Annotated in this window: 18 protein-coding genes; 12 read left to right on the top strand and 6 right to left on the bottom strand. The window is 72.1% G+C overall.

Going from position 1 to position 15,577, the window contains the following annotated elements; all coding sequences use genetic code 11:
- Nucleotides 1-1,035: a LacI family DNA-binding transcriptional regulator gene (locus QSK37_RS27725; protein WP_285626633.1), complete on the top strand. Its 1,035-nt coding sequence runs from the start codon at nt 1-3 to the stop codon at nt 1,033-1,035.
- A 9-nt stretch (nt 1,036-1,044) separates the two neighbouring features.
- Here QSK37_RS27725 and QSK37_RS27720 read toward each other — a convergent pair whose 3' ends face one another.
- A complete protein-coding gene (locus QSK37_RS27720; protein WP_285626631.1) occupies nt 1,045-2,256 on the bottom strand; it encodes an FAD-dependent monooxygenase in 1,212 nt (403 codons plus the stop codon).
- A 74-nt stretch (nt 2,257-2,330) separates the two neighbouring features.
- Between QSK37_RS27720 and QSK37_RS27715 the strand changes: the two genes are divergently transcribed.
- Nucleotides 2,331-2,870, top strand: a complete 540-nt coding sequence (locus QSK37_RS27715; RefSeq protein ID WP_285626628.1) for a TetR/AcrR family transcriptional regulator — start codon at nt 2,331-2,333, stop codon at nt 2,868-2,870.
- Between the two features lie 23 nt (nt 2,871-2,893).
- Here QSK37_RS27715 and QSK37_RS27710 read toward each other — a convergent pair whose 3' ends face one another.
- Nucleotides 2,894-3,349: an MSMEG_6728 family protein gene (locus tag QSK37_RS27710; protein WP_285626625.1), complete on the bottom strand. Its 456-nt coding sequence runs from the start codon at nt 3,347-3,349 to the stop codon at nt 2,894-2,896.
- Between the two features lie 177 nt (nt 3,350-3,526).
- Between QSK37_RS27710 and QSK37_RS27705 the strand changes: the two genes are divergently transcribed.
- Nucleotides 3,527-4,366 carry a helix-turn-helix transcriptional regulator gene (locus QSK37_RS27705; RefSeq protein WP_285626622.1) on the top strand — a complete coding sequence of 280 codons (840 nt, stop codon included), beginning with the start codon at nt 3,527-3,529 and terminating at the stop codon, nt 4,364-4,366.
- 25 nt (nt 4,367-4,391) lie between these two features.
- On the opposite strand, the gene QSK37_RS27700 is transcribed toward QSK37_RS27705, so the two are convergent.
- The 3 genes from QSK37_RS27700 to QSK37_RS27690 form a co-directional block, all read right to left on the bottom strand.
- Entirely contained in the window at nt 4,392-4,811 is a 420-nt protein-coding gene (locus tag QSK37_RS27700; RefSeq protein ID WP_285626619.1) for a hypothetical protein, read from the bottom strand.
- Between the two features lie 111 nt (nt 4,812-4,922).
- On the bottom strand, nt 4,923-6,095 hold the full coding sequence (locus tag QSK37_RS27695) for a S53 family peptidase (RefSeq protein WP_285626613.1): 1,173 nt from the start codon (nt 6,093-6,095) through the stop codon (nt 4,923-4,925).
- A gap of 377 nt (nt 6,096-6,472) precedes the next feature.
- Complete coding sequence (locus QSK37_RS27690) at nt 6,473-7,723, bottom strand: S53 family peptidase (protein ID WP_285626610.1); 1,251 nt, start codon at nt 7,721-7,723, stop codon at nt 6,473-6,475.
- A 259-nt stretch (nt 7,724-7,982) separates the two neighbouring features.
- Here QSK37_RS27690 and QSK37_RS27685 point away from each other — a divergent pair, with 259 nt between their 5' ends.
- Together QSK37_RS27685 and QSK37_RS27680 are read left to right on the top strand one after the other, a co-directional pair.
- Entirely contained in the window at nt 7,983-8,534 is a 552-nt protein-coding gene (locus QSK37_RS27685; protein WP_285626608.1) for an RNA polymerase sigma factor, read from the top strand.
- A complete protein-coding gene (locus QSK37_RS27680; RefSeq protein WP_285626605.1) occupies nt 8,531-9,655 on the top strand; it encodes a CU044_5270 family protein in 1,125 nt (374 codons plus the stop codon). The genes QSK37_RS27685 and QSK37_RS27680 overlap by 4 nt, the downstream gene beginning before the upstream one ends.
- A gap of 46 nt (nt 9,656-9,701) precedes the next feature.
- On the opposite strand, the gene QSK37_RS27675 is transcribed toward QSK37_RS27680, so the two are convergent.
- On the bottom strand, nt 9,702-10,529 hold the full coding sequence (locus tag QSK37_RS27675; RefSeq protein ID WP_285626603.1) for an SDR family NAD(P)-dependent oxidoreductase: 828 nt from the start codon (nt 10,527-10,529) through the stop codon (nt 9,702-9,704).
- A gap of 78 nt (nt 10,530-10,607) precedes the next feature.
- Between QSK37_RS27675 and QSK37_RS51820 the strand changes: the two genes are divergently transcribed.
- From QSK37_RS51820 to QSK37_RS27645, 7 genes are all read left to right on the top strand, one after another.
- Entirely contained in the window at nt 10,608-10,691 is an 84-nt protein-coding gene (locus QSK37_RS51820) for a putative leader peptide (protein ID WP_432705611.1), read from the top strand.
- Nucleotides 10,692-10,770: 79 nt separating this feature from the next.
- Entirely contained in the window at nt 10,771-11,595 is an 825-nt protein-coding gene (locus QSK37_RS27670; RefSeq protein ID WP_285579812.1) for an ABC transporter permease, read from the top strand.
- Nucleotides 11,568-12,299: an ABC transporter ATP-binding protein gene (locus QSK37_RS27665; protein WP_285626600.1), complete on the top strand. Its 732-nt coding sequence runs from the start codon at nt 11,568-11,570 to the stop codon at nt 12,297-12,299. Before QSK37_RS27670 ends, QSK37_RS27665 begins: the two co-directional genes overlap by 28 nt.
- A complete protein-coding gene (locus QSK37_RS27660) occupies nt 12,296-13,291 on the top strand; it encodes an ABC transporter substrate-binding protein (protein ID WP_285626597.1) in 996 nt (331 codons plus the stop codon). The genes QSK37_RS27665 and QSK37_RS27660 overlap by 4 nt, the downstream gene beginning before the upstream one ends.
- 64 nt (nt 13,292-13,355) lie before the next feature.
- On the top strand, nt 13,356-14,447 hold the full coding sequence (locus QSK37_RS27655) for an LLM class flavin-dependent oxidoreductase (protein ID WP_285626595.1): 1,092 nt from the start codon (nt 13,356-13,358) through the stop codon (nt 14,445-14,447).
- Between the two features lie 58 nt (nt 14,448-14,505).
- On the top strand, nt 14,506-15,027 hold the full coding sequence (locus tag QSK37_RS27650) for an NAD(P)H-dependent oxidoreductase (RefSeq protein WP_285626593.1): 522 nt from the start codon (nt 14,506-14,508) through the stop codon (nt 15,025-15,027).
- The gene (locus QSK37_RS27645; RefSeq protein WP_285626591.1) at nt 15,012-15,512 is read left to right on the top strand and encodes a flavin reductase family protein; all 501 of its coding nucleotides are present in this window, start codon (nt 15,012-15,014) and stop codon (nt 15,510-15,512) included. The genes QSK37_RS27650 and QSK37_RS27645 overlap by 16 nt, the downstream gene beginning before the upstream one ends.
- Nucleotides 15,513-15,577 lie beyond the last annotated feature (65 nt).

Here is a 15,577-nt window from a genome sequence, read left to right as displayed (position 1 = left end):
GTGGCTCGAACGGGGCAACGACACGCCACGCTGCGCGCCATCGCGCAGTCGGCCGGGGTCGACGTGTCGACGGTGTCCCGCGTGCTCAACGGCTCGCCCGAGGACGCGCAGCGGGCCGCGTCGCGGCAGACCGCGGAGGAGATCCGCCAGTGGGCGGCCCGGCTCAACTACCGGCCCAACCCGCACGCCGCCAGCCTGCGCACCCGGCGCAGCAACCTGATCGGCGTGCTGGTGCCCCGCCTGTCCGACCTCGTCCTCGCCACGGTGTACGAGGGCATCGAGGACGCCGCGGCCCGCCACGGCATGACCACCTTCGTGATGAACAGCCGCGACCAGGCCGCCGAGCAGCGCGAACGCACCGAACTCGCGCTGTCCCGCCGGGTCGACGGCCTCATCTTCGGCGACGCGCACATCGACGGCGCGTTCCTCGACGACATCGCCGGCCAGCAGGTCCCGTTCGTCCTGGTCAACCGCCGCGCCGGCGACCATCCGGCGGTGACCTGCGACGACTACGAGGGCGGCCGCCTGGTGGCCGAGCACTTCCTCGAACTCGGCCACACGCGAGTCGGTGTGATCGCCGGCGAGCCCTTCGCCAGCACCGGCATCGACCGCACCACGGGCTTCCTGGACCGCTACCGCGAGGCGGGCGTCGACGTGCCTGCCTCACGCGTGGTCCACTCGCACTTCGACGCCGCCGGCGGACGCGCCGCGGCCGACCGTCTGCTCCGCTCCCGCGCCCGGCCGACCGCGATCTTCGCCGTCAACGACTTCGCCGCCATCGGCGCGCTCGGCGCCCTCCGCGACCAGGGCCTGCGCCCCGGCCACGACGTCGCGATCGCCGGCTACAACGACACGCCGCTCGCCGCCGAACTGCCCATCCCGCTCACCAGCGTGCGCTCCCCCATGCACGAGATGGGCGCCCGCGCCCTCGAACTCCTCCTGCGGGTCCTGGCCGGCGAACCCGCCGCGTCCGAACGCCTGACCCCCGCCCTCGTCGTACGCGCCTCGAGCGAGAACGCTCCCGCGGCCACGTAGCCGAGACGGTCAGACGCCCGCCGCGGCCGCGTAGTCCTTGACGGTCATCGAGTCGTGCAGGCGCACGCCCTTGGAGTTGAGGCGCGCCGCCGCCCGGCTGACCCCGGCGGGCAGTGCGGAGACCAGCCGTACGCCCTGTGTCAGCGCCCAAAGGCCGAGACGGGAGTCCGGCACGAGGCTCCTGGCGGCGCCCAGGGCGAACCTGCGGCTGCCCCGTACGAGCTCCGCCATCGCGCGCTCATAGGCGGGGAACGCGCGTTCGTGATCGCCTCGCGCCTCGGCCAGCTCGCCGGCCAGCACGTACGCGCCGAGGACCGCCAGGCTCGTGCTGCCGCCGACGGCGGGCCCCGGGCAGTAGCCGGCGTCGCCCGCGAGCGTCACCCGTCCCCGGGACCAGGTGTCCATGCGCAGCTGGGTGATCGAGTCGAAGTAGAACGCCGGCGTCCGGTCGAGTTCGGCGAGCCGGCCGTCCACGTCGGGGTGCATGCCGGCGAACGTCTCGCGCAGAATCTCCTTCTGCCGCGGCACGTCCCGGTAGTGGTAGTCGAGCTCGCGTGAGCTGCGGAACAGGAAGCTCGCCCGCGCGTCGTCGAGGTGCCGCGCCCCGTACACGCCGGCCATGCGGCCGACGTCGATGTGGCTGAGCATCTCACCGTCGAGCCGCAGGTCGTTCGGCACCGACATCACGGCCAGGTACACGCCGATGAACCTGCTGAACCGGGACTCGTCGCCGAAGACCAGGCGCCGCACGTTGGAGTGCAGCCCGTCGGCGCCGATCACGAGGTCGAAGCGGCGCGGCGCGCCGTTCTCGAACGTCACCTCACCGTCGGCGGAGATGGAGGTGATGGAGTCGCCGAAGACGTACTCGGCGTCGTCGCGGGTGGCGTCGTGGTAGATCTCGCTCAGGTCGTCGCGCATGATCTCGACGTGCCGGTCGGAGGTGGCGTGGAAGACCTTCGTGAGGTCCAGGGTCACCGGTCGCCGGGCGCCCCGCCGTACGACGGTCATCCGGTCCGTGCCGGTCCTCATCTCCTCGATCCGGGACACCACGCCCATCCGCTCGGAGACGTCCATGGCGGGTCTGAACAGGTCGACCGCGTGGCCGCCCGCCTTGCGCAGGCGGGGCGCGCGCTCGACCACCGTGACGGTGAAGCCGTACCGGGACAGCCAGTAGGCCAGAACCGGGCCCGTGATGCTGGCGCCGGAGACGAGGATGCGCATGACGCTCCTTACTTAACGATAGGTAAGGAGCGCATCGTAGCTTACCTATCGTTAAGTAAGCTAGGGTGGGAGCCGTGCCGAAGCCCTCAGACACCAAGCAGCGCATCCAGATGGTCGCCCGTGAGCTGTTCGCCGCGAAGGGCGTGCAGAAGACCAGCCTGCAGGAGATCGCGAACCGGCTCGGCATCACCAAACCCGCGCTGTACTACCACTTCGGCTCACGCGAGGAGCTGGTGCGCAGCATCGTGCAGCCGCTGATCGACGACGGCGAGGCGTTCGTCTCAGGGCAGGAGGCGCTGGACGAGGTCGACCCGCGGGCGTTGCTGGAGGGCTACTTCGACTTCCACCACCGGCACCGCGACGGCATCGTGTTCGTCCTGACGGAGCTGACCACGCTGACCGAGCTGGGCCTGACCGAGACGGTGCTGACCTGGCGCGAACGGCTCGCGGCCCTGCTGTTCGGCCCCGACCCGACGCTGGAGCAGGCCGCCCGGGCCGCGCTGGCCCTGGGCGGACTCCAGGACTGCACCATCCAGTTCCCCGACGTGCCGGCCGAACCCCTGCGCAGGGCCTCCGTGGCCGCCGCCTGCGCCGCGCTCGGCGTCCAGCCGTGACGTCCTCCGGCGAGGACGGCCGGTCAGGCGCCGGGCCACACGTACGGCAGGTCGGCCGGGACCCCGGGAAAGAGCGGGCCGTAGTAGGCCGGGTCCTTGCGCACCAGGGCCGACTGGTGGCTGCGGTGGAACTCCGGGTCGCCCAGCCAGCGGGGCAGCGCGCCGGCCCGGCGGAGCTCGGTCTGGCTCCGGGGCGCGTCGAGGCCCAGCGTCGTACGCAGTTGCGTCACCAGCGCGGCGGCGCACGTGTCACGCCGTCCGGCACTGCACCACTGGCGGCAGATCTCCAGGCCGTAGCGCGTCAGCGCCTCCTCACAGCCCGTCCACATCCGCACCGCCGGGTGATGCCGCCAGCCGTAGTCCGGCACGGTCAGGCCGCGCAGCACCTGCAGGGCCTCGACCCGCTGCTTGCCCAGCCGCCGCGGGTCGAGGACCCGCGCGGTCGCGGCGAAGCCGGCGTACGGCAGGAATGTCTGCACGGCGCCTCCTGATCACCCCGTGGCGCCGGCCGGCCGCCGGCGCCCGATGCGGCGCCCTCCGGTCAGGCTATCCGCCATCCAGTGGCCACAGGAGGGCGTGCCCGTCGGCGGCCGGCCCGGAAATGTCAGACCCCGTCCCTAACGTTGGAAACGGGAAATCAGGGTGAGGGGGCTGCCGTGACGACCGACGCCGCCGTTCGACCACGCCGGGTCGAGCTGGCCGGCTTTCTCAAGGCTCGCCGGGCCCGGCTGAGCCCGGAGGAGGTCGGCCTGCCGCCGGCACCTCGCCGCCGCACACCGGGGCTGCGGCGCGAGGAGGTCGCGATGCTCGCCGGCGTCGGCGTCACGTGGTACACCTGGCTCGAGCAGGGCCGCCCGATCAACGCGAGCGGCCAGGTGCTCGACGCCGTGGCCCGCACGCTGCGGCTCGACCGCGCCGAGCGCGAGCACCTCTACCGCCTCGCCGAGGCCACTCCGCTGCGCGCCGGAGCCGGCACGACCGCGGTCTCCGACGTGGTGCGCGACGTCCTCCACGGCCTCGACCCGATCCCCGCCACGCTGACCAACAGCCGCTTCGACATCATCGAGTCCAACGCCGCGCACGTCGCCCTGTTCGCCGACTGGCACAGCCTGCCGTGCGTCCACAAGAACCTTCTGTGGTGCTGCGTCACCGAGCCGCGGGCGCGCGAGTGGTTCCCCGACTACGAGCGGGAGGTCCCGCATCTCGTCGCGCGGCTCCGCGAGGCGTACGGCCGGCACGTCGGCGACCCGTCGTGGGAGGAGGACCTCCGCCGTCTCCATGAGACCAGTCCGGAGTTCGCCGAGATGTGGGCACGGCACGAGGTGGCCGAGCCGAGGGACCGCGTCCTGCGGTTCCGGCATCCGGTCGCGGGCGACCTGACGTTCAACCGGACCGAGCTGACCTTCCCGTCCGCCGCCGGCCTTGCCGTCGCCGTCTATCCCCCGCGGGACGAGTCCACCCGCGACCGCCTTCGCCTCACCCGCCCGGCCGGGTGAGGCGGCAGTCCGTACGCTCGCCGGTTCAGCCGGCGATCGAGCCGGAGCTGCCGCCTTCGCAGTCGGCTCCGCTGCACGTCCCGCCGCCGTAGGCGGCACCGTCCACGTACACGACGGCGGTGGACGTTCCGCGCGCGTGGTGCGTCCTCAGATCCCAGGTGTGGCCGCCCGCGCGCGGCGGCACCTGCACGGTCTTGCGCCAGGGCAGCTCCACCGAACGTTCCGTGGCCTTCCTGCCATCGATGACATAGGTGATCGACGCCACGTGGCCCTTCCCGGTGACCGAGAAGACCAGCGTGTGCGGTCCAGGCGCCGCCGATCTCCCGGAGCCGGCGGGAGTGGAACGGCCGGGCGACGACGACGCGGAGCCGCCGGCTCCTGCGCAGCCGGTCAATGCCAGGGCGGCCACGCTCAACAGCGTGATCCGATTCCGTATCGCGATCATCTCGATCCTCCGTGAACCGTGGGCGACGGCACCGATGTTCGCCGAACGGTCACGGGACCGGTCCCGATACGGGCGGAACGGGCCCGGCGCCGATGCGCCGGGCCCGCTCACTCAGAAGGCCCCGACGCCGTTCGGCGTGCCGAGACCGGTCGGGCCGTCCCAGCCGGTCCGCGCGGTGCAGAGCTGCGCGGTCGGGCAGGCGCCGTTGGAACCGGACGTCACGTCGAACAGTGCGTCCTTGTGCGCGTACGGCGTGTTGTTGTCGACGTCGGAGGCGTTGCCGGCGAGCCCGTACACGCCCGCGATGACCGGTGCCGCGACGCTGGTGCCGCCGAAGACCATCCAGCCGCTCTGCCCCTGGTAGGCGGTGCTGTCGTAGACGGCGACGCCGGTGGCAGGGTCGGCCACCGCGGAGACATCGGCGACGGCGCGCCCGGAGCAGCCGGTGTCGGCGTCCGCCTGGGCAGACAGCGCCGCGTTCTGGTCCGAGCAGCCGCTGCCCGCGCCGTCCCACACTGTCTCGTCCCAGCCGCGGCTGTTGCTCGCGGTCTTCAGCGAGGTGCCGCCGACCGCCGTGACGTACTTCGAGGAGGCCGGGTACTCCACGCCGTAGCCGGAGTCACCCGAGCTGACCGTCATGGCGACGCCGTCGTGGTCGTAGTACTTGCCGTAGTCGTCGTCGGAGGCGTCCGAGCCGCCGTAACTGTTGCTGACGACGTTCGCGAGCCCGGCGGCCGTGTCCACCGCCGCGCCGAGGTCGGCGAAGGACGGGGAGTCCGCCTCCACCAGGACGATCTTGCAGTTCGGGCAGACCGCGGAGACCATGTCGAGGTCCAGGGAGATCTCCTGCGCCCAGCCGCCGTCCTTCTTCGGGTAGGACGTTCCGCCCTTCTGGTCGACCTTCTTGAAGCAGCCGTTCGCGGTCGTGCACGCCGGCAGCCCGTACTGGCTCCGGTAGACGCCCAGGTCGGCCTCTGCGGTCGGAGCGTCATAGGCGTCCACGATCGCGACCGTCTGGCCGGAGCCAGCGGTCGACGACGGCAGCTTGTACGCGCCCTGCAGGTCGGCCGGGGCGAGCCCGGACGGGGCGGCGGCCTTCTTCCGCAGCGACTTCGCGCTCATGGCGATGTCGCTGCGGACGAGTGCCGTGCAGCTCGCCCGTCCCTTGTGCACGGTGGCGCACGCATGGTGGAACGGCACGGCCGCCTGGGCCGGCACGGTGAGGAAGGGGACGAGGGCGAGGATCAGTCCGCCCAGAACGGTCCCGGTGAGGCGTCGTCGCATGTGCTCTCCTAACTAAGAGCGAGCGGGGGGTACGACGTGACGATCTTTACACGCGCCTTATCAACTGCGACAGGGACAAATTGCCAATAAGTGCTGTCAACATCTTCCAGGCCCAGGGTGGGCGGCCGCACGGGAGACTCCGGAGATGGCTACGTACGGCCTGGTCAAGCCCTGTGTCAGAAGTCTGAGGGCCCATTCGGCGGGCCAGACCTGGCTACTGCCGATGCAGCGCCTTGTCGTCGAACACGTGGCGCGCACTTACCAGAACGACGCGATCGACAGACTCGATTCCGTCCAAGCCGTGAAGCTCGCACAAGAGCGAACGGCCGTACGCGGCGCTCCGGAGAGAGCCGCGTACGGCCGGGTGAAGCCCTGCGTCAGAAGCCTCCGGTCCCGTTCGGCGTGCCGAGTCCGGTGGGCCCGTCGTAGCCGGTTCCGGCGGTGCACAGGTAGGTGCCGCCGCAGCTTCCGTTCGAGCCGGACGTGACGTCGAACAGCGCCGAGGTGTGCGCGTACGGGTAGGACCCGTACGTCGTCGACCCGGTGTTGCCCGCCAGCGCGTACACGCTCGCGATGATCGGTGACGACGCGCTCGTGCCACCGACGGCGGCCCAGCCGTCCAGGCCCTGAGCGAGGCCGAGTGAGATCAGCAGGTCGCAGAAGGAGCTGGTCCCGCAGCTGTTGTAGGTGTCGTAGACGCCGACGCCCGTGGACGGGTCGGCGACCGCCGAGACGTCGGCGACCGTGCGCTTGGCGCAGGCGGTGTCGTGCTGCCACGACGGCTTGGGCTCGTACGCCGAGCAGCCCGACCCGGCGCCCGACCACGCCGTCTCGGTCCAGCCGCGCGCGTTGCTCGCCTTCTTGAGGGTCGTGCCGCCCACGGCGGTGACGTACTGCGACGAGGCGGGCCAGCTGACGCCGTAGCCGGAGTCACCGGAGCTCGCCGTCACCGCGATGCCGGGGTGGTTGAAGTGCGCGTCCGCGGCGAGGATCGACGAGTCCTCCGCGCCGCCGTAGCTGTTGGAGATGGCCACGACGCCGCTCGTGGCGGCGGCGGTGTCCACGGCGGTGCCGAGCGACGCGTCGGTCGGCTCGTCGGCCTCGACCAGCAGGATGTGGCAGCTGGGGCAGATCGCCGAGACCATGTCCAGGTCGAGGCTGATCTCCTCCGCCCAGCCGTAGTCGGCGGTGGGCAGCGGCGAGGCCTGGCCGTTCTGGTTGACCTTCTTGAAGCAGCCGTTCGCGGTCGTGCAGGCGGGCAGCCCGAGCTGGGAGCGGTAGTGGGCCAGGTCGGCCTCGGCGTTCGGGTCGTCCTGCGCGTCCACGATCGCGACCGTACGGCCGGCGCCGTTCAGGCCGGCCACCTTGTACGCCGACTGCAGGTCGGCCGGGAGCAGGCCGGTCGGGCTGGTGACGGTCAGCGGAGCGATCTTCCCGTTGCTCGCGCGGTGCGCCCGGATGCGTCCGAAGCAGTGCAGCCGCCCGGCGCCCGTCGCCGAGGCACACCCGAATCCGACGCTGAGCTTCGACGAGCTCGTGGCGGCGCCGGCGGTGGAGACGGAGGACAGAGTAAGGGCCGTTGTGAGGATGACCGTGAGGACGACGGCGAGTCTTCGGCGGGGGTTCAAATCCGACCTCCTGTACGGGAATGGTCTCTATCCCGAACGCGGAATACCGCGTCACGGTCATATAGCCGCAAAGCCGTCCAGCAAGCCGAAACTAACCCAGTCAGGCGTGAGGTCAACGGCTCTGGCCGGAAGCGGAAACCGCCCGGCCCCAGCGCGAGGACCGGTCCCCGGCTAGGGCAGAATCCTCGGCCGCCGACGTAATCCGGTGGCGCGTACGGCGACTTCTCGACGTATCGCCCCCGAGAAGAGAGGAGGTGGCGTGGACGAGCGAGAGGCCCGATTCACTCGCCTCTACGAGACGTACTACCGCAACGTCTTCGGCTACGTCGTGCTGCGAGTCGCGCCCCAGGCCGCCGAAGACGTGACCGGCGAGGTGTTCACGATCGCGTGGCGGAAGATCGACGAGGTGCCCGAGCGGGCGCTGCCGTGGCTGCTGGGCGTGGCGAAGAACCTCGCCCGCCGGTCGCACGGCGCGGCCGGCCACGAGCGCGACCTGGTCGACCGGCTGGCCGGCCTGACCACCGACGCCGACCGGCTCGCCTGGGACGCCGCCGACCACGTCGTGGCCCGCGACCAGGCGCTCGCCGCCCTGCGGGCGCTGTCACCCAAGGAGGCCGAGGCGGTCACACTGACCGCCTGGCACGGGCTCGAGCCCGCCGATGCGGCCCGGGTCGCCGGCTGTTCCCGCACCGCCTTCACCGTCCGGCTGCACCGTGGCCGCCGCCGGCTGGCCAGGGCGCTCGACGCGTCCCACGACCCCGGCACGGAGGCACCTGCTCCGCGCCCCCGAGTCATTCAGGAGAAGCCGTGAAGCACGACGAACTCGACGGCGTGATCCACGCCCTGCGGCCCGCGATGGTCGACGAACTCGCCGACGCCGCCTACGCACGACGCCCCGACGCGGCGCTGGTCCGTACGCGCGCCGGCACGTCCGTCCCGAGCCCGGATCCGGTACGGAGGCGGCGAACGGTCCGGCGGCCGGCCTTCGCGATCGGCGTGACCGCGGTGGTGGCGGCCGGGGCGGTGCTGGCCGCGGGCTCGCTGTCCGGCGGTCACGACGGCGGCACCGGACCGAGCAGCACGACCGATACCCGTACGTTCCTGCTGGCCAGTGCGGAGACGGCCGCCAAGCAGCCCGCCACCCACGGGACCTGCTGGTACTCCCGGACCCGCATGTGGCAGGACCAGGGGCCCGCCAAGTCCGGCCCGGGGCTCCCGACGCCCAAGGGCCAGGGCCCCGCGTTCCAGGCGCGGACCGCGAGCAGCACCGAGAACTGGAGCTGCACGCTGCCGGGCGGGACCGGCATGCGGTTCCGTACGCACCTGCCATTGGACGTCCAGGTCACCTTCCCCGCCAAGAGGGACGAGGCGGCCTGGAAGGCGGCGGGCTCCCCGCCACTCGACGTCAACGGCGGCACGACGGCCACCAAGCCGCACACGGTCACGTACGACAAGGGCTCGCATCTGGTGAACCCCGACATCGGCTCCCACGAGATCGAGTGGAGGACCGTGCCGAAGCTGCCGGCGACCAAGAGCGGCCTGGAGGCCTACCTGCGGAGGCTGTGGCAGGAGGACCGCGTGGGCGGCGCGAACGGCTACACCGCGACCGCCGACTTCGGCCAGTACGTCTTCGTGAGCGCCTGGGACCTGTTCATGGCCCCGACCACCCCCGGCACCCGCGCGGCCCTCTACCGGATCCTCGCGGACTCCTCGTCCGTCCACGTCACCGGACGCATCCGCGACCGTGAGGGCCGGTCCGGGGTGGGGATCACCGCCCGGGGCACGGGCGTGCGGCTCGTGGTGGACCCGGCGACCGCTCAGCTCCTCGACTTCGAGCAGCTGCCCCAGGCCGCCCGGAGAGCCACCGGCGAGTACCTGGCCTTCGAACGCCAGGGCTGGGTCGACAGGATCGGCACCGTCCCCTCCTCCTGACGGTGCGCTGACGGCGGGCGCGCGACGGCGCGCCCGCCGCCATCGGCTACGTGTTCTTACGGAAGAACCGCCCGGCGAAACGCTCCACCAGGAGGAACGGATCGTCGCCGCCCAGGCGGGCCAGGCGTCGCATCGTCGCGGGTGACAGGCGGGCCAGGGCGTAGGCACCCCACGCGCCCGCGGTGACCGGCACCAGGGGGCGGTCGTGCTCGATGGCGCGCACGATCGCCCTCGCGACGGTCTCCGGGCCCGGCGCCCAGCGGCCCGCGAGGCGCTCGGCGAGCTCTCCCCGGCGCGTCCCCTCCGCGGGGTCCACGCCGGCGTACCGGGCCGCCCGGTAGATGCCGGTCGCGATGAATCCCGGGCACACCGCGCTGACCCCGACGCCCGTGCCGGACAGCTCCGCGCGCAGGCTCTCGGTCAGCATCAGCACGCCCGCCTTCGTGGCGCCGTACGCCGGCAGGGTCCGGGTCGGTGTGTACGCCGCGGCCGAGGCGACGTTGACGATGTGCCCGCGCCCGCGTTCGAGCAGTTGCGGACCGAAGAACAGGCAGCCGTGCACGACGCCCATGAGGTTGACGTCGACGATCCGCCGCCAGTCCGCCACCGTGTGGTCGAAGAACGAACCGCCGATGCCGATGCCCGCGTTGTTGACCAGGACGGCCGGCGCGCCGTGCTCGGCGCGCACCCACTCCGCGAACCGCTCCATCGCCGGTGCGTCGCTCACGTCGACCCGGTACGGCACGCCCACCTCGCCCGCGCGCTCCTCGTCCACGTCGGCGCAGATCACGGTGAGTCCGCGCGCGCCCAGAGCCAGCGCCGTCGCCCGTCCGATACCGCTCGCCGCCCCGGTCACGACCGCCACCACTGCCATGGGGTCGATCGTATCCAGCGGGCGATATTCCCGATATTACCGGTTGACTTTGTCGAATACGTCGCTCACGATGGGCGCGTGAGTACAGGTCAGCTCCTCGTGACGCGCCCGCACGTCGACCTCCGGCGGCAGGCCAGCGCGCTCTGTGCGCCGACCACCTGATCCCCGCAGCCAACGAACCTCGGCTTCCGGAGCGCCACTCCTGCTCCGCACAACTCACGCTCAAAGGGTCTTGTCTCTCATGTCCTCACCTGCCCTTGATCTCGGGGCGGCCCGGCAGGCTGCCCGAACCCGCGCCCGCGTCCCGCGGGCGACCGGCCTCCAACGGCTCATCAGCCCGATCGTCCTTCTCCTCCTCTGGCAGGCCGCCAGTTCCTCCGGCCTGCTCCCCGAACGTCTCATCGCCGCACCCGTGAAGATCGCCGGTACGGCGGTCGACCTGACCGCCGACGGCACCCTGCCGAACGCGATCGGGGTCTCGCTCCAGCGAGTCGTCGAAGGCTTCGTGATCGGGGCGGTGGCCGCGGTCGTGCTGGCTCTGGCCGCCGGCCTCAGCCGGGTCGGAGAGAACGCCATCGACCCGCCCATGCAGATGCTGCGGGCGCTGCCGTTCTACGGGCTCATCCCGCTGTTCATCCTCTGGTTCGGGATCGGCGAGACGCCCAAGGTCGCGCTCGTCGCGCTCGGCGTCGCCTTTCCGCTCTACCTCAACACCTACGCCGGCATCAGGGGCGTCGACGGCGGGCTCATCGAGGCGGGGCGGACACTGCGGCTCGGCCGCACGGCGCTCATCCGGCACGTCATCCTGCCGGGCGCGCTCCCCCAGACGCTCGTCGGGCTGCGGCAGAGCCTCGGCGTCGCCTGGCTCGCGCTGATCGTCGCCGAGCAGGTCAACGCCGACGCGGGCCTCGGCTACATGATCAACGACGCCCGCGAGTTCATGCGGACCGACGTGATCGTCGTCGGGCTGGTGGTCTACAGCGCTCTCGGGCTGATCACCGACGCCGTCGTACGACTCATCGAGAGGAGGGCACTGGCATGGCGACGCGCCTTCCAACCCGCGTAGCACCCGAGCACACCGCGCGGATCCGCGGGCTCAGCCGGGCCTTCGGCGACCGCACCGTCCTCGACCGGCTCGACCTGGACATCGAGCGCGGGGAGTTCGTCGCGCTGCTCGGCCGCAGCGGTTCGGGCAAGTCGACGCTGCTGCGCGCGCTGGCCGGCCTCGACCGGGACACCACCGGCGAGCTCGCCGTCGACGGCACCGTCGCGGTGGCCTTCCAGGAGCCACGGCTCCTGCCGTGGAAACGGGTGATCGACAACGTCGCCCTCGGCCTGCCGCCCGGCGGGCGGGAGCGGGCGCGCGACGCGCTGCGGGAGGTCGGCCTCACCGCGCGCGCCGACGCGTGGCCGCTCACCCTGTCCGGCGGCGAGGCCCAGCGCGCCTCGCTGGCCCGCGCCCTCGTACGCGAGCCCGGGCTGCTGCTGCTCGACGAGCCGTTCAGCGCGTTGGACGCCCTGACCCGCATCACCATGCACCGGCTCGTCCTCGACCTGTGGGACCACCATGCGCGCGACACCAGCGTGCTACTCGTCACCCACGACGTCGACGAGGCGCTGCTCCTGGCCGACCGGGTCCTCGTGCTCGGCGAGGGACGCATCGCGCACGAGTCGCGGATCGAGGCCGAGCGGCCACGCCGGATCACCGACCTGACCGCTCTGCGCGACCGGCTGCTCGGAGAACTCGGCGTCGAGGAGGGGACCCGATGAGGAGGCTCCTCCCTCTGCTCGGCGCGCTCGTCCTCCTCGCGGGCTGCGGCGGTACGGACGGCGCGGACACCGCGGCGATCCGCAAGGACGGCTCGGTCGACCTGAGCAAGGTGACGCTGCGCGTCGGCGACCAGAAGGCCGGTTCCCAGGCGCTGCTCCAGGCCGCCGGCGGGCTCACCGGCGTGAAGTACCGGATCACCTGGTCGCAGTTCACGTCCGGTCCGCCGCTGCTGGAGGCCGTCAACGCGGGCGCCATCGACATCGGCGCCGTCGGCAACACCCCGCCGATCTTCGCCGCCGCGGCCGGATCCAAGATCAAGATCGTCGCGGCGGGGTCCCAGAACCCCCAGGCGCAGGCGATCCTGGTCCCCCGGCACTCCCCGATCCGCACCATCGCGGACCTCAGGGGCAAGAAGGTCGCACTGGCCAAGGGCAGCTCCGCGCACGCGCTCCTGCTCGGCGTGCTGAAGAAGGCCGGCATCGGCTTCGGCGACATCCGGCCGGAGTACCTCCAGCCCGCCGACGCCCTCTCGGCGTTCAGCGGCGGCAAGGTCGACGCCTGGTCCATCTGGGACCCCTACACTGCGCAGGCCCAGGCCCAGACCGGCGCCCGCATCCTGGTGTGGGGCAACGGGTTCGGCACCAACTACAACTTCAACGTCGCGGCCGCCAAGGCGCTGAAGGACAAGGCCAAGGTCGCGGCGATCCGCGACTACCTGAGCCGCCTGGAGCGCGCCACCCTCTGGGCGTCGAACCACCCCGACGAGTGGGCCAGAACGTGGTCGGCGCAGATCGGCCTGCCCCTGGCGGTCACCAAGGTCGCCGCGCACCGGCGGATCACCAAGCCCGTGCCGGTCGACGACACCGTGATCGCCGGCGAGCAGCCGCTCGCCGACGCCTTCTCCGACGCCAAGCTCATCCCCGGCCGGTTGAAGATCGCCGACTTCGTCGACCGGCGCTTCAACGACATCGTTCCCAAAGGATCCTCATGACCGAGCGAAGCGAGGGAATCGGCAAGCACGGCGACCTGGTCTCACCCCCGACGAAGGAGGGCTCATGACCACCTTTCACTGGTTCCTGCCGACGAGTGGGGACGGGCGCAACCTCGTCGGCGGCGGGCACGGCGCCGCCCGGCGCGGGGTGCAGCGGCCGCCGGACATCGAGTACCTCGCGCAGATCGCCCGCTCGGCCGAGCAGCTCGGCTTCGAGGGCGTGCTCACGCCCACCGGCACACAGTGCGAGGACGCCTGGCTGACCACGGCCGCGCTCACCCGGGAGACCGAACGCCTGAAGTTCCTCGTGGCCTTCCGCCCCGGCGCGCTGTCGCCCACGCTCGCCGCGCAGATGGCGGCGACCTACCAGCGCCTGTCGCGCGGGCGGCTGCTGCTCAACATCGTCACCGGCGGTGAGACGGCCGAGCAGGCGCGCTTCGGCGACCATCTCTCCCACGACGAGCGGTACGCCCGCACGGATGAGTTCCTGTCCATCCTGCGCGGCGCGTGGAGCGGACGGCCGTACGACTTCAGCGGCGACCACTACCAGGTGGAGGGCGCGACGGTCTCCACGCCACCGGACCCGCGGCCCCGGCTGTACTTCGGCGGGTCCTCGGCGGCGGCCGGACCGGTGGCCGCCAAGCACGTGGACGTCTACCTGACCTGGGGTGAGCCGCCCGCCCAGGTGAAACGCAAGATCGAGTGGGTCCGCGAGCTCGCCGAGCGCGAGGGCCGTGAGATCCGCTTCGGCATCCGGCTGCACGTCGTGACCCGCGACTCGGCCAAGGAGGCGTGGCGGACCGCCGAGCGGCTGCTGGACGACCTCGACCCGGCCGAGATCGCCGCCGCCCAGAGCGGCCTGGCGCGCAGCGAGTCGGTCGGCCAGGCGCGGATGCGCGCGCTGCACGAGGAGTACCGGTCCGGCGGCTCCGTCCACGACCTGGAGATCTACCCGAACCTGTGGGCCGGCGTCGGCCTGGTACGCGGGGGCGCGGGCACCGCGCTCGTCGGCAGCCACGCGCAGGTGGCCGAACGCATCGCGGAGTACGCCTCACTCGGGTTGGAGGAGTTCATCCTGTCCGGGTACCCGCACCTGGAGGAGGCGTACTGGTTCGGCGAGGGCGTGCTGCCGAAGCTACTGAAGGAGGCCGCATGAGAACATCCGAACTCGCCGCGTCAGGCGTTCCGAGTCCCGGCCGGGAAGGCGGGGCCAGGTGAGCGCCCCGGCACCGACCCTGCGCGGCGGGGGCGTCGTCGCGCTGGTCGGCAACCCGCGCCCGGCGTCGCGTACGCACACGGTCGCCGTGCGGGCGGCCCGCGCCCTCGCGCCGGACGCGACGCCCGACGTGATCGACCTGACCGCGCTCGCCCCGGTCCTGCTGGGCCCCACGCCCTCGGCCGCGGTCGAGGACGCGGTCGAGCGCGTCAGCACGGCCGGGCTCCTGGTGGTGGCGAGCCCGACGTACAAGGGCACGTACACCGGCCTGCTCAAGGCGTTCCTCGACCGGGTGCGCTCGCTGGCCGGGGTCACCGCGGTGCCGCTGCTCGTGATGGGCTCGCCGCGGCACGCGCTCGCCGTCGAGGTACACCTGCGCCCGCTCCTGGTCGAACTCGGCGCGACCGTGCCCACCCCGGGCCTCGCGGTCGTCGAGTCGGACCTGGAACGCCTCGGGGAGGTCCTGGCGGAATGGGCGGCCACGCTACGGATACCGGAGTCGGTATGGGCACCCGAGTGAGTCAGACCCCGATCGTGGACGCCGCCCGGTTCCGCCGTGCGCTCGGCCGGCACGCCGCCGGGGTGGTCGTGGTCACGGGTCCGGGACCGGTCGGCATGACCGCCACCTCGCTGACCTCGGTCAGCCTCGATCCGCCGCTGGTGTCGTTCTGCGTGAACCGCGAGTCGACCACCTGGCCGGACCTGCGCGAGGCGCCGTACTTCGCGGTCAACGTGCTCGGGAGCGGCCAGGCGGCGCTGGCGGCGCGGTTCGCAGGGCGCGGCATCGACCGGTTCGCGGCTCCGACGCGCTGGCGCTCCGGCCCGTACGACGTCCCGATTCTGGCCGGGGTGACGGCCCACCTAGTCTGCGAGCCGTACGACACCATCGCGCTGGGCGACCACTGGCTCGTCGTCGGCCTCGTCGTGGGCTCCGAGCTGGGCGATTCGGGAGAGCCACTCCTGTACCACCATGGCCGGTACGGCCGCTTCGATCCGCATACGTAGGCAGTGCGAGTCAAAGACACGTCGAGTCGTTGGGCTTAAGCTGAACGCACCTGCCGGAGCCGTCG

Origin of the sequence: Actinoallomurus iriomotensis (assembly GCF_030269445.1) — a bacterium.
Classification (GTDB): domain Bacteria; phylum Actinomycetota; class Actinomycetes; order Streptosporangiales; family Streptosporangiaceae; genus Actinoallomurus; species Actinoallomurus iriomotensis.
This window is presented reverse-complemented; position numbering and strand designations above follow the sequence as displayed.

Coding starts and splice junctions, on each gene's coding strand:
- QSK37_RS27720 (WP_285626631.1), bottom strand. CDS start 2,256: ATGCGCATCCTCGTCTCCGGCGCCAGCATCACGGGCCCGGTTCTGGCC.
- QSK37_RS27700 (WP_285626619.1), bottom strand. CDS start 4,811: ATGATCGCGATACGGAATCGGATCACGCTGTTGAGCGTGGCCGCCCTG.
- QSK37_RS27695 (WP_285626613.1), bottom strand. CDS start 6,095: ATGCGACGACGCCTCACCGGGACCGTTCTGGGCGGACTGATCCTCGCC.
- QSK37_RS27675 (WP_285626603.1), bottom strand. CDS start 10,529: ATGGCAGTGGTGGCGGTCGTGACCGGGGCGGCGAGCGGTATCGGACGG.
- QSK37_RS27670 (WP_285579812.1), top strand. CDS start 10,771: ATGTCCTCACCTGCCCTTGATCTCGGGGCGGCCCGGCAGGCTGCCCGA.
- QSK37_RS27665 (WP_285626600.1), top strand. CDS start 11,568: ATGGCGACGCGCCTTCCAACCCGCGTAGCACCCGAGCACACCGCGCGG.
- QSK37_RS27660 (WP_285626597.1), top strand. CDS start 12,296: ATGAGGAGGCTCCTCCCTCTGCTCGGCGCGCTCGTCCTCCTCGCGGGC.
- QSK37_RS27655 (WP_285626595.1), top strand. CDS start 13,356: ATGACCACCTTTCACTGGTTCCTGCCGACGAGTGGGGACGGGCGCAAC.
- QSK37_RS27645 (WP_285626591.1), top strand. CDS start 15,012: ATGGGCACCCGAGTGAGTCAGACCCCGATCGTGGACGCCGCCCGGTTC.